At 65.2% G+C, this 14,780-nt stretch carries 7 protein-coding genes; 5 read left to right on the top strand and 2 right to left on the bottom strand.

The window, feature by feature from the left end; genetic code table 11:
• Positions 1-30 precede the first annotated feature (30 nt).
• The 4 genes from ACO2Q3_RS12495 (at position 31) to ACO2Q3_RS12480 (ending at position 10,932) form a co-directional block, all read left to right on the top strand.
• Positions 31-2,511, top strand: coding sequence for an AAA family ATPase (locus tag ACO2Q3_RS12495; RefSeq protein WP_423306953.1), 2,481 nt, complete (start codon positions 31-33; stop codon positions 2,509-2,511).
• A gap of 107 nt (positions 2,512-2,618) precedes the next feature.
• A complete protein-coding gene (locus ACO2Q3_RS12490; protein WP_423306952.1) occupies positions 2,619-3,833 on the top strand; it encodes an McrC family protein in 1,215 nt (404 codons plus the stop codon).
• Positions 3,834-3,984: 151 nt separating this feature from the next.
• On the top strand, positions 3,985-4,911 hold the full coding sequence (locus tag ACO2Q3_RS12485; protein ID WP_423306951.1) for an HNH endonuclease: 927 nt from the start codon (positions 3,985-3,987) through the stop codon (positions 4,909-4,911).
• Between the two features lie 168 nt (positions 4,912-5,079).
• Entirely contained in the window at positions 5,080-10,932 is a 5,853-nt protein-coding gene (locus ACO2Q3_RS12480; protein ID WP_423306950.1) for a DUF3320 domain-containing protein, read from the top strand.
• Positions 10,933-11,078: 146 nt separating this feature from the next.
• Here the strand turns inward: ACO2Q3_RS12480 and ACO2Q3_RS12475 are convergent, their stop codons facing one another.
• Together ACO2Q3_RS12475 and ACO2Q3_RS12470 are read right to left on the bottom strand one after the other, a co-directional pair.
• Complete coding sequence (locus tag ACO2Q3_RS12475) at positions 11,079-12,851, bottom strand: ParB/RepB/Spo0J family partition protein (RefSeq protein WP_423306949.1); 1,773 nt, start codon at positions 12,849-12,851, stop codon at positions 11,079-11,081.
• Between the two features lie 156 nt (positions 12,852-13,007).
• Entirely contained in the window at positions 13,008-13,904 is an 897-nt protein-coding gene (locus ACO2Q3_RS12470; protein ID WP_423306948.1) for a hypothetical protein, read from the bottom strand.
• 314 nt (positions 13,905-14,218) lie between these two features.
• Between ACO2Q3_RS12470 and ACO2Q3_RS12465 the strand changes: the two genes are divergently transcribed.
• Positions 14,219-14,437: a helix-turn-helix domain-containing protein gene (locus ACO2Q3_RS12465; protein WP_423306947.1), complete on the top strand. Its 219-nt coding sequence runs from the start codon at positions 14,219-14,221 to the stop codon at positions 14,435-14,437.
• Positions 14,438-14,780 lie beyond the last annotated feature (343 nt).

Here is a 14,780-nt window from a genome sequence, read left to right as displayed (position 1 = left end):
GCCGGCTCGGCCAAGATGTGAGGCGTGAGGGTGGACGACGAAGGATATCGAAACTGGCTAACGGGCCGTGGCGTAGCGCAAAACAGCGCCGCCACGCGCACCCAGATGCTCAAGGTCGTCGAGCGCAATCTCACGGCTCTTGGCGTGGGCGCGGCCAACCTGGACGACGCCTTTAGCCAGGACGGACTGAGCGCCGCCATCTCGGCGCTTAAGCGCGTGAAGACGGATGCGGCGGCTGGCGGCGCCCAATTTCGCGCGTTGATGCCCAACTCGGAAAACCCGCACAAGCGGCTCAGCAACTGTGTCAGCTGGCTTCGCCAATACGCTGCGTTCCGGAATGGCGCCGCTCCAACGGGGGAGAGCATCGCCGATCGGATCCGCGCGCACGTCATTGAAACCTACATTACCCCTGCCAGAGAACGCGGCGACGACGTGGTCGTGGTGAAGGTGCGCGATGTGAAGGATGCGCTGGGGCTTGAGCAAGGCTCGCGGAACATTTGTCAGGTGCTTTTGGGAAAGAAGCTCCATGAAGAGGCGGACCTCATCGCTCCTATCCAGCAGGGTGCTGACGACAGTCCTGCGACGACCTTCACCTTTGATCTCAACGCCGGGCCCTTCACGCTCGAGGCCGTCGAAGAAGTCCTTCGCGCAAGGCTCGGGGAGCCGACCAAGCATGTGAAGAAGATCCTGGCCTTCCAGCTGGGCGACGCTCGCGAGGTCGCGCTGGACCGGGAAAGAGACGCGGCCCAGCTTTGGGTGGAAGCATCCACGCCCTTGCCCGCTGGTCTTGAACACCAGCTCTACCCGGCCAGGCGCAACCGCCATCATGGCTTGCCGGGGCGCCTGAATCACGCTGCGGGCGACCCCCAACCCGTGGCGCTCGTGCGGGTTCGCTCCTGGAGCGAGCTCGATCGGCTTTTGGATTGGTACGGCGCGTCGAAGAGCGCGCGGGATCAGGCCAAGCCAGCGTCTTCAGATCCAGCCCAGGACACCCGGTCCATGCCCCCATCGCCCAAGCCGACCAACCTCATCCTGTACGGGCCCCCAGGCACGGGCAAAACCTTCGCGACGGCGGCCGAGGCCGTGCGCCTCTGCAACCCAGCAATCAACCTCAACGACCGAGAGGCGGTCGTCGCCGAGTACGAGCGCCTGGTCGAAGCCAACCAGGTTGAGTTCATCACCTTCCACCAGTCCTTCGGTTACGAGGAGTTCGTGGAGTGCTTGCGCCCTGAGCCGATCGAGGGCCAGGCGGGCTTCCAGCTGAAGCCGGAAATGGGCGTCTTCAGGCGGCTGGCGCAACGGGCGGAAATGGGGAAGGCGACCACCGGCGCCACGCAGCCGTTGTTCGATCCGAACCGGGTCTTCAAAATGTCCCTCGGAGAAGCCGCCAACGCTGACGATGCCTACGTCTTCGAGGACGCTATCGCCGAGGACTGCATCCTCCTGGGCTTTGGCGACATCGACTGGTCGGACGATCGCTTTGCGACCACCGAGGCGATCATCGAGGCTTGGGCGCAGAAGTTTCCCGAGGAGGCCGCGCCAACGGCCAAGAACGCCAGGGTCCAATGTCCTTACGTCTTTCGCAATGTCATGCGCGAAGGCGATTTGGTCGTCGTCTCAAAGGGCAACGGCAGCTTCAGGGCGATAGGGATTGTCGCTGGGCCTTACGAGTATGTGCCGCGCGAGGACGGTGGCTATCCGCATCGGCGCGCGGTGCGCTGGCTTTGGTCAGATCCGGAAGGCGTGCCGGTGGAGGAGATCTACAACAAGCACTTCTCGATGAAGACCCTGTACAGCCTGATACCCGGGCTTTTGAACGTGGCCGGCATAAACCGCTACCTATCGAGAGAGGCGCCGAAGCCTTCTACCACTGAGCAGTTCGTACTGATCATCGACGAGATCAACCGAGCGAATATCTCCAAGGTCTTTGGCGAGCTGATTACGCTGTTGGAGCCGGACAAGCGGCTGCGCCCCGACGGCGGTGGTCCGACGGTACTGCTGCCCTACTCGAAGAAGCGATTTGGCGTTCCAGCCAACCTCCACGTGATCGGAACCATGAACACGGCCGACCGGTCCATCGCCCTCCTGGACACCGCCCTTCGCCGCCGGTTCGAGTTTCGCGAACTGATGCCGAACCCGAAGTTGCTCCAGACGGCATCGGAACGGACTGGCGTCGACCTTGTGACCCTGCTGACCCAGATCAACGACCGCATCGAGTACCTCTTCGACCGCGATCACCAGATCGGCCACGCCTACTTCATGGCCTGCGAAACGCTCCAGGACGTGCACGACCTCATGCGGCAAAGGGTAATCCCGCTTTTGGCGGAGTACTTCTACGAAGACTGGTCGAAGGTGGCTGCCGTGCTCGGCGATGCGCAAGGGGAAGGCCGCTTCATCCTGCGGCAGGAGCTGAAGGCGCCCGATAGTCTGGACGATGAGCCTGAAGATCCCCGCTATCGGTGGTCGGTGCGCAGCGAGTTTGCAGCCGACGCCTACCCGATGCGCGCATGATCCGGCGAACCGTCTTGGAATGGAGGTCGCTACCTTACGGCGACACAGACGCTTCCATCCCCAGGGATGCCGCTCGGCGTCTCGCCGCTGTGGCCAGGAGATCGGCGTTGGCTGGTGAGGGGGGCGGCCGCGTGCTGAGCGAAGGTCGAAGTGGGTTGAAGGCCGGCCAGGTGGTGGGTGTCGTCGTCGCTGATGGCTGCAGTCTGGAAATCCTGCCGAAAATCGACTTCCCGACGCAAGATGGCGAACCGGCGATCGCACCGATCCGCAAGCGGCTCGTTCATATGCTGGCCGTCGCCCTTGACCTGAAGATCGCCACCGGGGCCGTCACGGAACTGGGATGGCAGCGCGAGAGCCTGCTGGAAATCCTAATCGGCCTCTTTGCGGCCAAGCTCTCCGATGCGGTGCGCCAGGGCATGCCGCGGCGCTACATCGCCTGCGAGGACGATCTCCCTGTCTTGCGTGGGCGGCTTAATATGACCCGCCAATTCACCGCGCTGCTCGCCACCCCTCAGACCCTCGCCTGCCGCTACGACGTGCTATCTCCCGACGTTGCGCTCAACCAGATCATGAAGGCGGCGGTCGGGCTGCTGGCAAAGGTGTCGCGAAGCAGCGCCAACCAGCGACGCCTGCGCGAGCTCACCTTCACGTACGCGGACATCTCTGACGTGCCCCGCCAGATCCTCCCCTGGAATGAGGTGGTGCTCGATCGGACGAATGCCCAATGGCGTGAGCTGGTTAGCCTCGCCCGACTCCTTCTCGGCGAACGCTTCCAGACAACCTCGGCCGGATCGGATGGAGGGTTTTCGCTCCTCTTTGAGATGAACACCCTGTTTGAGGCGTTCATCGCCCGCAGCATGAAGCTGGCGCTCGCCGGCACACCGCTATCGGTGCATGTCCAGGGAGGGCGTCTCTATTGCCTGGAGGAGACGCCAAGCGGTTCGAACCGGTTCATGACCAAGCCCGACATCCTGATCAAGCGCGGTGGCGCTGTCGAATTGATCATCGACACCAAGTGGAAGCGACTCAGCAGCCGCATCGACGACCCGAAGAAGGGCGTGAGCCAAGCCGACGTGTACCAGATGATGGCCTATGGTCAGGTCTACCGCTGCAATCGGTTGATGCTGCTGTATCCCCATCATGCGGAGCTCACCTGCAGCGAGGGGGCTCTGAATCGTCATCGAGTGAGGAATGCGAGTAGTTACCTGACGACGGCTACAATTGATGTCTCGTCGTCGCAGGGATTTTCGCAGCGCCTGACGGCGCTGGCGACCGATCCGTCAGCCCAACCCTCGCTTGGGTGTTGCTCAGCGGCAGACTGAAGAAGGGCGAAGGAGGCGAAAGTGGGACATAACGACAAGTTGCCCACGTCTTAGCGCCGTCTTGGAGAAGGTGAAGCGCGGGCCTACGGTATCATAGGGGTCGATGTCAGCATGCTCGTGCTAATCGGTTGGTCGCGGGGCGACGCATTGGATGTCGGATAGCGGGCTAGAGGAACGACTGCGTCTGGCCGCGTTCGAACGCGTGAAGCGGCTTGGCGAAATACACAATCCCCTCACAGCCCAGCAATTGGGCGAGGGCTTCCTGTCGGATGGCCTGCGCTACCCCCTTCTCAATCCGAGGCGCGGGATCTTTAAGCCCCGCCAGATGCGCTTTCTGTTGTCCATCAACACTGTGTTTCCAAAGAGCGGAAACCGAGTTTGGTACGACGATCAACGTGAAGTGCATCGCCAAATCTATGAGGGCGACGATGTCGTCGACTACGCTTTCATGGGGACAAACCCAGACGCGGCCGACAATCGGTGGCTTCGAGAAGCATTCGAAAATCAAATCCCAATCATCTATTTCTTGGGCGTCGCACCTGGCCGCTACGAGGCCATGATGCCGGCCTTCATTGCTGATTGGGATTCCCAAACTCTGAAGGCGCGGATTGCCTTTGGCCTTCCCGTGGAGGGGACTATCGTTCCGCCGCGCGATACTTCAGAGCGGCGCTACGCGCTGCGAACTGTCAAGCAAAGGCTACACCAAGCGACATTCAGGGCCGCCGTTATCGGCGCGTACCGGGGCCGTTGCGCGCTATCCGGCCTGCCGGAGCCCATGCTGCTCGATGCGGCCCATATCGTTGCTGATATTGATGCGCGGCTTGGTCAGCCGATTGTGCGCAATGGCATTCCCCTGTCCAAAATCCACCATGCCGCGTTCGATGCGCATCTCATCGGCATCGACCCTGACTACCGCTTGCATGTCTCCGAACGATTGTTGGCCCAGAACGATGGACCGATGCTCGAAGCGATTAAAGCGCTGGCGGGCGGAACGCTTCGCCTTCCGAGGCGGGAACAGGATCGGCCGGACCGAGACCGTCTCGCGCTACGATTCGAACGGTTCAAAGCGGCGGCTTAAGCGCCGTCGGCCGTCTTGCCTCGGCTACCGCAGCATCGATGTTTGCTGTCGGCAACGACCCAAATGAGGTTAGTGCGCTAACCCAGCCATAAGCGCCAATTTCGGCAGCGAGCATTTGGCGAAGGACCACGCTCCGACCTAAAGTTGCAAAGGGCGGGGGTTCAGGTCATGACTTTCGAGATCGTCGGGACCATCGCGTCCAAGGTCGGCTTCGCATCGCACCAGAACGCTGTGCCGTTGGTGCGTGAGCTGAAACTCCACGCCGCCGGCGACGACGCTATAGAGCACTGCGAGCTTCGCCTTTCAGCAGATCCCCCCTTCGTCCAGCAGAAGACCTGGCGCCTCGATCGCCTCGCGCCAGGAGACGAGCTGGTCATCGCCGATCGCGACGTTCAGCTGAATGCGACCCTGCTCAGTGGTCTGACCGAAAGCGTCGCCGGCTCGATCACGCTCACCCTGCATTCGCAGGACGGCGAAGAGCTGGCCCGCAAGGACGCCTCTGTTGAGCTACTGGCCCACAACCAGTGGGGCGGCTCGTCAGCCATGGCCGAGCTCCTGCCTGCATTCTCGATGCCCAACGACCCGGCGGTCGACCGCGTCCTGAAGTCGGCCTCCGATGCGCTGCGACGTGCGGGAAAGCCTTCCGAGCTGGATGGATACCGCAGCAAGGAGCGCGCCCGCGTCTGGCTGGTGGCCTCCGCAATCTGGTCTGCGGCCTGTGGGCTTCGCCTGTCGTACGCCCTGCCGCCAGCGAGCTTCGAGCGGCAGGGACAGAAGATCCGCACGCCTGGCGCCATCCTCGATGGTCGGGTGGCCACGTGCCTGGACACGGCGCTTCTGTTTTCGGCGGCTCTTGAGCAGGCCGGCCTTCACCCCCTGGTCATCCTGACCAAGGGCCACGCCTTTACCGGGGTCTGGCTCCAGCCGCTGGAGTTTGCGAGCATCCTGACCGACGAGGCTGCGGCGCTGCGGCGGCGTATCGACCTGGATGACCTTCTGGTCTTCGAGACGACCCTCGCCACAAACGATCCGCCAGCCAGCTTCATGGCGGCGATCGATGCGGCGCGCCGACAGCTCGCAGAACCCCTGGACGGCAGCTTTGAGATGGCGGTGGACATTCACCGCGCGCGCATGCAGCGCATCTGGCCTCTCGGCGTGGCCGTCGGGCCAAAGGATAAGGTCGATACGGGCCAGACCACCGCCGAGGGCCTGCAGGACGCGCCGCTTTTGCCGGCGTTCGACGTCGAGGTTGAAGCCGAGGCCGACACCCCGGGTGACCGCATTCGTCAGTGGCAGCGCAAGCTTCTGAACCTGACCACCTCCAACCGGCTCCTGCATGTTCCTGAGAGCGCAAAGGTGCTGCGCCTGCACTGTCCGGAGCCCGGCAAACTCGAAGACCTCCTGGCCTCTGGCCACAAGCTGAAGATCGGCGCCATGCCGGACCTGGAGGTGGGCGGGCGCGATGAGGCCACCTATGAGCGCCAGACGCAGACGAGTCTGCGCGACGAGGTCGCCCGGCAGATGCTTGAGCGCAACGAAGTGCTCTCCACACTCGCAAAGGACAAGCTCGACGCCCAGCTGGTCGAGCTCTACCGCAAAGCACGGACCGATCTCGAAGAAGGCGGCACAAACACCCTCTACCTGGCCCTGGGGTTCCTGAAGTGGAGGAAGTCGGCCGCTGAGGACAAGGTCTATAGAGCGCCCCTGATCCTGCTTCCGGTGAAGCTGGAGCGCCGCAGTGCGCTATCCGGCGTGGTGATGGTCCAGCATGAGGACGAGCCCCGGTTCAACCTGACCCTGCTGGAGCTCCTGCGTCAGGACTTCGACCTGGCCACCCCCGGGCTTGAGGGCGAGCTGCCAAAGGACGAGCACGGCATCGATCTGGATGGAATCTGGAGGATCGTGCGGTCTGCGGTGCGTGAAATGCCGGGCTTTGAGGTGATCCCCGACCTCGTGGTCGGCACCTTCTCCTTCGCCAAGTACCTGATGTGGAAGGACCTGGTCGACCGTGCCGACCACCTCAAGCAGAGCCCGCTCGTCAAACACATCATCGAGCGTGGCGGCGACGAATTTGGTGACCGGGAGAAGTTCCCGAGGCCCGAAAGCCTCGACGATGAACTGACGCCGGCCGACCTTTTCACACCCCTGCCGGCAGACAGCTCCCAGCTTGCCGCGATTGTCGCCTCCGCAAGAGGGCAGAGTTTTGTGCTGGACGGCCCGCCAGGCTGTGGGAAATCCCAGACTATCGCCAACATGATCGCGCACAACCTGGCCCTGGGGCGTCGGGTGCTGTTCGTCGCGGAAAAGCGGGCGGCGCTGGAGGTGGTGCAACGGCGCCTGGCAGACAAAGGCCTTGGTCCGTTCTGCCTTGAGCTTCATTCGGCGAAGGCAACCAAGACGGCAGTCCTGCGCCAGCTCGACCAGGCTTGGTCGACACGCGACGCGATGACCGCAGAGGAGTGGGAGGAGGAGGCGTTGGAAGCCAGGGCGCTGCGCGACAGCCTCAACGCCCTGGTTCGCCTGTTGCACCGGCGTCAGGCCAACGGCTGGACGATCCAGCAGGCCATCGGCCTTGTCGTGCGCGAGGGGCCTGAGTGCGCGCTGCGCTTCGACTTTGGACCCGACGTCGATCACCACGCCGAGGATATAGCTGCTCTCCGCGATGTGGCGCGCCGCCTTGGCCTGGCGCGTGCTGAGGTGAGCGACATCCCCGCGGACATGAATGATGTTGCGGCCAGCGAATGGTCGAATGCATGGCAGGATGAGGTGATCGCGGCCGCGAGCGCGATCCCGGCATTGCTCGACGAGCTCGAACAGGCTGCACAAGGGCTGCGTACCGCCTGTGGCCTGCCGCTGCCGGGAGAGGATGCCTTTGCACTTGGCCGTCGCCTGGCCTTCGTGCGGACACTTCTTCAGAGCTTCTCGCGCGATGATCGGCTCGCCTTCTCCCCGGTGATGGCCGACCAGGTGGTCGCAGCCCGTGAGGGCCTGCAGCATCTGGAGCGGTACCGAGCAGAAGAGGCTGCGCTGTCCGTCCGCTATGTAGAGAAGGCCGCAGCACGCATTCCGGTCGATGCCCTGCGCGCGGCCTGGTCGAAGGCCTGTGGACAGGTCTGGCCTCTGTCGATGTTCGCCAAAGGGCGGGTTGCACGCGACCTGGCGCGTGAGGGTGGGGCAGCCGGCAAGGTTCGCCCTGACGCTGACCTGCCGCGTCTGGCGGTCATGCGTGACCTCCTCGCCACCATGAGCGGCCTGGCGCCGCGCGCGTCTGGTGTGACCGGCTGGAATGGCCTTGAAACGAACGCCGTCGATGTCGAAGCGGCGATTGGCCGGGCTGAGCGTCTGCGCGCAGCGATCGCCGCGGAAGCGGGCGGACCAGACGAGCTCGCTGCCCTGAAGCGCTCCGCTGCTGCGCTCGTCGTGGAGTCCAACGAGCTTCTTGACCCGGAGGGTCCAATCGCCAGGGCGGCCTCGCGGCTGGCCCGCGCTCTTGAGGCCTATGAAGCCGGCGCATCGCGATACCATCGGCTCGCCCAAAGCTCGGCCGAGAACGGGTTTGCGGCGCTTCGTGCGCAGGCCCTGGCCATCGTCAACAATAGCCGGCGGCTGCGCGACTGGGCCAACTGGAGACGCGTTCGCGGCGAGGCCGTGGCTTTGAGCCTCAGTCCTTTGGTGGAAGCGCTGGAAACAGGCCTGACCGCCCCAGAGGACGCCTCTCGCGCGTTGGAGCTGGGATATGCGTTCTGGTTCGCCGCCAGGCGAATGGATGAAGAGCCGCTGCTGAAGACTTTCGCCGGCAATGAGCAGATGGACCGAATTCAGCGATTTCGGGCTGTGGACGAGCGCCTGTCGGAACTCTCAAGCCGCTTCATCCGTGCAAAGATCTGCGGCCTCATCCCGGACAAGTCGGAGGCCAGTCGCAAGGACGGTTACGGCGTGCTGCGGCACCAGTTGCAGCTCCAACGCCAGCACAAGCCGATCCGGCAACTGGCGGCGGAGATGGGTGATGCCTTCACGCGGCTTGCGCCCTGCATGCTGATGAGCCCGCTTTCGATCGCGCAGTACCTCCCCGCCGATCAGGCGCTGTTCGACCTCGTGATCTTTGACGAAGCCTCCCAGATCACGCCCTGGGACGCCATCGGCGCCATGGCGCGGGGTAAGCAGGTGGTGATTGCCGGTGATCCCCGGCAGATGCCGCCTTCCAATGACTTCCAGCGCAGTGCTGACGGTGGGAGCGACGGCGACGGGACGGAGGCGGATCTCTCCTCAATCCTTGAGGAATGCCTTGCGGCCGGTGTCCCCCAGCACAGCCTGGACTGGCACTACCGCAGCCGCCACGAAAGCCTGATCGCCTTCTCCAACCACCGCTACTACGACAGCCGCCTTGTGACGTTCCCCGCGCCGCAGAGGCGGCCCACCGCCGTCTCCTGGGTCCGCGTGCAGGGAGTCTGGGCGCGCGGCGCTGAGCGAACCAATGCCATCGAGGCCAGGGCGATCGTCGAAGAGGCTGTGCGAAGGCTGCGCGATCCGAAGTTCGTCGATGGGCAGGGGCAGCCGCTATCGCTAGGCGTGATCACCATGAACATTGAGCAGATGCGGCTCGTAGAGGATCTGCTGGACCGGGCCCGCCGCGCTTATCCTGAGATCGAGCCACACTTCCGCGATGACCGCCTCGAGCCGGTGGTGGTCCGCAACCTTGAGACTGCCCAGGGCGATGAGCGCGACGTGATCCTGATCGGCGTGGGGTTTGGTCCGACGGACCCGCATGGCCAGACGATGTCGATGGGCTTTGGCAAACTGAACACCGACGGCGGATGGCGCAGGCTGAACGTCGCCGTCACCCGCGCCCGACAGGAAATGGTGCTTTTCACATCATTTGACGCGGGGATGATCGATCTCACGCGGACAAGCCAGCAAGCGGTCGCCGACCTCAAGCAGTTCATCGAATATGCCGAGCGGGGTCCCAAGGCGATCGCCCAGGCGAACCGCGGGTCGCTTGGCGATGTGGAATCGCCTTTCGAGCAGGCGGTGGCCAATGCGTTGCGCGACCGTGGCTGGACTGTGGTTCCTCAGGTCGGCGTCTCGAAGTTCCGGATCGACCTGGGCGTCGTCCACCCTGACAGGCCGGGTGACTACCTGGCGGGGGTGGAGTGCGACGGCGCGACCTACCACAGCGCCGCGACTGCCCGTGACCGCGACAAGGTTCGGGCGTCAATCCTGGAAAACCTCGGCTGGAAACTGCTTCGGGTCTGGTCGACAGAGTGGTGGACCGATCGCGAGCGCGCCGCGGACAAGACCCACCAGGCCTTGGAAGCGCTTCTGGAAGCCGACCGCGTCACGCGCGCCCAGGCTGAGTCTGCCGGGGCTGCAGCCATCGATGAGCTGCCCGCCGTGACGCCGGAGGACAACGGCCCGCCCCCAGAGTCCAGCCTGAACCTAGAGTTCGAAGCGCCTCAGGACCTGGCGACCTACGCCTCCCCCGCAGCAGTGGCTGGGTCGCCCGCTCCGGTGCTGCCAGAGGAGGCGCCATCGCCTGGCGCGACGAGCGACGGGCTCTACCGGATAACTGACTTCAAGGGTCTGGCGCACCAAATCGACCCGGCCAACTTCTATGAACCGCAGTACGATGAGACCTTGCGCCAGCTCATCGAGCATGTCGTCGCGTCCGAAGGACCAATCGCGCAGATCAACCTCGTTCAACGGCTGGCGCGCGCTCACGCGTTTGCGCGCGCCGGCGGCGTCATCCGGGAGCGGGTCATGACACTGGTCAGGGCGCGCCACCACGTGGACGCCGACGGCGATGCAGAACCCTTCATCTGGGCCAGCGAAGACGCCTTCCTGGAAGGTGTGCGAGCGCGTTTTCCGGCAACTGACGAGGACATCCGGCAGGTCGAGGACATTGCGCTCGTCGAGCTGCGCGCAGCTGGAAGCACTGACCCCGTGGAGATCGCCCGCCGGTTCGGCGTGCGCCGCCTCAGTGCCACCGCCAGGGCGCGGATTGAGCGTGCGCTGGCGACGTAGGCAACTGCAGTAAACGCAGGTCAAAGCGCGTGCCCTGGACGAGGGAGCCGGAGCGGACAAGGGGCGTCCTGCGCTATCCCAGGCCTTCAGGTCAGCGTCGGGGATTAACACTCTGCTGCGCGTGCCGAAGCGCCGAAGCAGGGAGGTCACCGTGCGACTTGCCGCGCCAGCACGCCCGGCAACCAGCGCGACACGGCGACCTTAGCCGCCAATAGGCTTACCAGCTCGCTCTTGCGCGCCTTCTGCGGCCCGGTGACGCCTTCCGCACTCAGCGCCTCGACCAGCGCATCGCGCGTGCCTCGCGCCAGGAAGGTCGCATCGGGGCGCCAGGCCCCTGCGAGATCGACCCCAGTCCGCCGCATGAAGACACCCAGCTGCCGCCAGGCCTCCGACCGGCGCTGGTCATGCCGCAGCTCGACCGCATCCAGGCCCAGCCCCACGCCCAGCGCGAGAAGCTCGGCCTTCTCCTCCGCCGGCAGCCCGACGACGAAGTCGAAGCAGTCCTCGAAGCTCTCCGTCGGAAGCCGCTCCCGCCAGGCCGCGAAGACGCTGGTCCAGTCCGCTTCACCGGCCAGGCGCGCTTCGGCCGGGATGTCGCTGACGCGTACGCCCCTGGCCTGCAGCTTCAGCGCTCCGCCGCGCGGCATGGCGTGAGACATCTCCCAGGCCAGCGACGCCACCAGCACGTCGTAGGCCGCCGCCGGATCCTTCAGCAGCGCATGCCGTGTCGCCGCCGTGGCGATATGGGTCATGTGCCAGTGACCGGTGTGTCCCCAACCATGCGGCGCCGCGGCCTGAGCCTTCTTCCCGGCAGCCTCACCTGTCGCCTCAGGGCGCTTGCGGTAACCCCGCCGGATCGTCAGCAACCCGCCCGCATCCAGCTGGATGAAGACGCCCGCCTCAGCCTTCTCCTCGGCGGTGAGGCCGCCGGCCTCCATCTTGGCCTCCAGCCGCGCCAGGGTCTCGGCGGCTGCATCGAGCTCGCCGACCCCCGCGCCCTCATGCTCCAGCACCTCGGCGGCCGCGTCGTAGGCCGCCTGCTCCTCGGCATCCAGCTCGACAGGTGATCCGGACACCCGCTCATAGCCATGCCCCCAGCCGAAGTCGTAGGGCTCCAGCACCTCCACCCACCCCCAGCCCTCGGCCTTCAGGTCCTCCACCACCTTGGCCATCTTCTCAGTCGCGAGGCGCTCGACCAGACCGCTGTCGGTCCAGGCTTCCGCCTCCTCGCCCTCGGTGAAGAGGTCCACCAGGAAGCCACCGCCGGCGGCCTCATAGGCTTCACGCCCCACGAACCTCGCCAGCCGTTCCCGCGGCGAGGTCATGCCCTGCTGCAGGAGCTGGCGCACCCGCGGCGCCTGCACCCAGCCCTGGCAGGCGGCCAGGACCTGGCGTTGCCGCTCGTGGTCATCCGTCAGGGTGAAGGCCTGCGCCGCGCCAAGGCTGAAGTCGCCGGCCTCGAAGGCGTCGAGGATCTCCGGCGCGAGGTTGGCGAGCTTGAGGATCTGCGCCACACGCCGGGTGTCCACCCCCATGGCTGCGCCGATCCGCTCCGGACTCTCCCCCTTGTCCAGCATCGCCTTGTAGGCCTTGAATTCCCGGGCCGGATGCAAGCCCTCGCGCACGAAGGTCACCACCGACTGCCGGCACGCCGCGTCCTTCTCCGACACCAGCACCGGCACACCCTCGGCAAGGTCCGCCGGCAGCTTCCTGGCCTTGTGCAAGGCCTTCAGCGCCTTCAGCCGTCGCCCGCCGTCCCAGACCATGGCGACCTTGCCTTCCAGGTAGACGTGCAGCGGATCGAGCAGGCTCTCGGAAGCGATCGAGGCCATCAGGCCGGCGACGTCCCCGCGCGCCTGGCGGGCGTTCTCCGGCGCGAGCTTGCAGGCGGCGAGGGGAATAGTGCGGATGTCGGACAAGGAGGGCCTCCACATGGACGCGCCCTTGAAGGGGCGGATGGGAGGTGTTCACGCGACGAAGCGCGAAGTTCAGCGTCTGCTGACCTCCGCGCCGTCGCTCCCCATGAATTGCTGCCGATGGCGCCACAGTGCCGGCGATGGACGCCAGCCGCGCCATCAGCCTTCAGGGCAGGCTCCCGGCGCTGAGCGTTTGTCAGCCTCCAGGAAGGAGCTGCCGGTCCACTGGAAATAGGCGCGGTAGCAGGTGGTCTGCGCCTGGTCCGGCTGGCTTTCCCACTGGGTGCGCAGGAGGGTGCTGCCGACGTCGTAGCGATAGGTGAGGTTGTAGAAGTCCTCACCTTCCTTGGGCAGGTCGATCACCTGTCCCGTCTGCAGGTTGATGATATAGCCGCGCATACAGTTGGTCCCGCAGCCGAACTCGGCGATGGCCGCATCACCGGCGAAGTTCGACCCAGCCTGCACCGCTGCGGTGATGCGCGAGCGGAACGCGGTCCACGGCTTGCTGTGATCGGAGAAGTCCGGCGTGACCACCGGTCCGGCAAAGCGCCGCGGCGGGTACTGCTGCGGGTTCGGCTCCGGTGGGAATTCAGCGACGCTGGCCACACCTTCGCTGGCGGCGCCCGCACTTGTCGCCTGCAGGTCAGCCGCCGACGCCGATGGACCGCCGTCAGTCGCAGACGCCGCCGCGACAGTTGTGGCGCTGAGCGCCGGTGTTGCCGCCTGCGCCGCGGCCGAAGCCAGGTTTGTCCCTTCGAACGCCCGCGCCACGCCGACACAGGCGATGAAGGCCAAGCCCACGCCCAGGGACTGCGGTCCCACCATCCAGAATAGACGCTGACCGGCCAGGTCCATCGCCCCGGATCCGAACACCAGCGACGGCATGGCGAAACGGCGGAAGAGGTCGCCAAGCCACCAGGCGATCGGGGCAGCCACCAGGAAGGCGGCCACACACGCCCCCGCGACGAGCGCCGGCAGCATATGCCCGTGCATGAACTGCTCGCCGCCCATCACGGCCAGGGTGATCACCCCGGCAAGCACGAGCAGGATCAGCAACGGGTGAGGGCGTGGCTTTGGTGGTCGGGGCGCGACGCTGGCCCCGGTCCCGGCTGCGCCCGCCGCTGCAGGTCTGGGAGGCGGCGGTCCGGCCTCGGTCGGCAGGTCCTCGTGGCAATGCTGGCAGCGGATTGCCGCGTCCTGGATTTGATTGGCGCAGAAAGGGCAGGTCTTCATCGCGGCCTCGCGTGGGGACTGTGCTGGTGTTCGGAGGAGCGCGACCGCAGATTCTGAACGGCATCATCCACGGCGCTCGCGCGGATACATACTATAGTTGATAAACTTGTCGCTACGGGCTGATCGAGTTTCCGCGCATGGATATGCGGCAGCTCGTCGGGGACAACGTTAGGCGAGCCCGGATCGCGAAAGGGTGGACCCAAGAGCAATTGGCGGCCGCGTCCGGCTTTTCACAGCAGTATCTGAGCGGTCTGGAAAGCGGCCGTAGGAACCCGACAATCGTAACGATCTACGAAGTCGCGATGGCCCTCGGTGTTTCGTATCTGGAATTACTTACTCCGGCGCAGCCATCCTAGCTCTTGCCCCGCATCGCCCAGGTTAAAGATGCGCCTACCATATGCCCTGGACGCTGTGCGCCATGGCATCGCCGGACGGCTAGGGAAACTTCAGGTGAGCGCTGATCCAACAGCGCCGCCAGGCCGGCCCGCTCGGGCTAGAGCGGGTTCCTTTCTGGCGGAATCGGGGTTCCCAAATCAGCGGAGAGCTGATTCACCCTGGCTGCTGGGGGAGGCCAGCTGGGATGACGGCTCCTTACTCGATGGATCTTCGGGCGCGGGCGATGGCGCGCCGGGCTGCGGGCGAGACGCATCGCGAGATTGCGGCGGCGCTGCAGGTGGCGCCCTCGTGCATATCGAAGTG

This window comes from Caulobacter sp. KR2-114 (genome assembly GCF_049446115.1).
In the GTDB taxonomy this organism is placed as follows: domain Bacteria; phylum Pseudomonadota; class Alphaproteobacteria; order Caulobacterales; family Caulobacteraceae; genus Acaudatibacter.
Note: the sequence above shows the minus strand (reverse complement) of the source record. Positions and strands in the feature narration are given on the sequence as shown.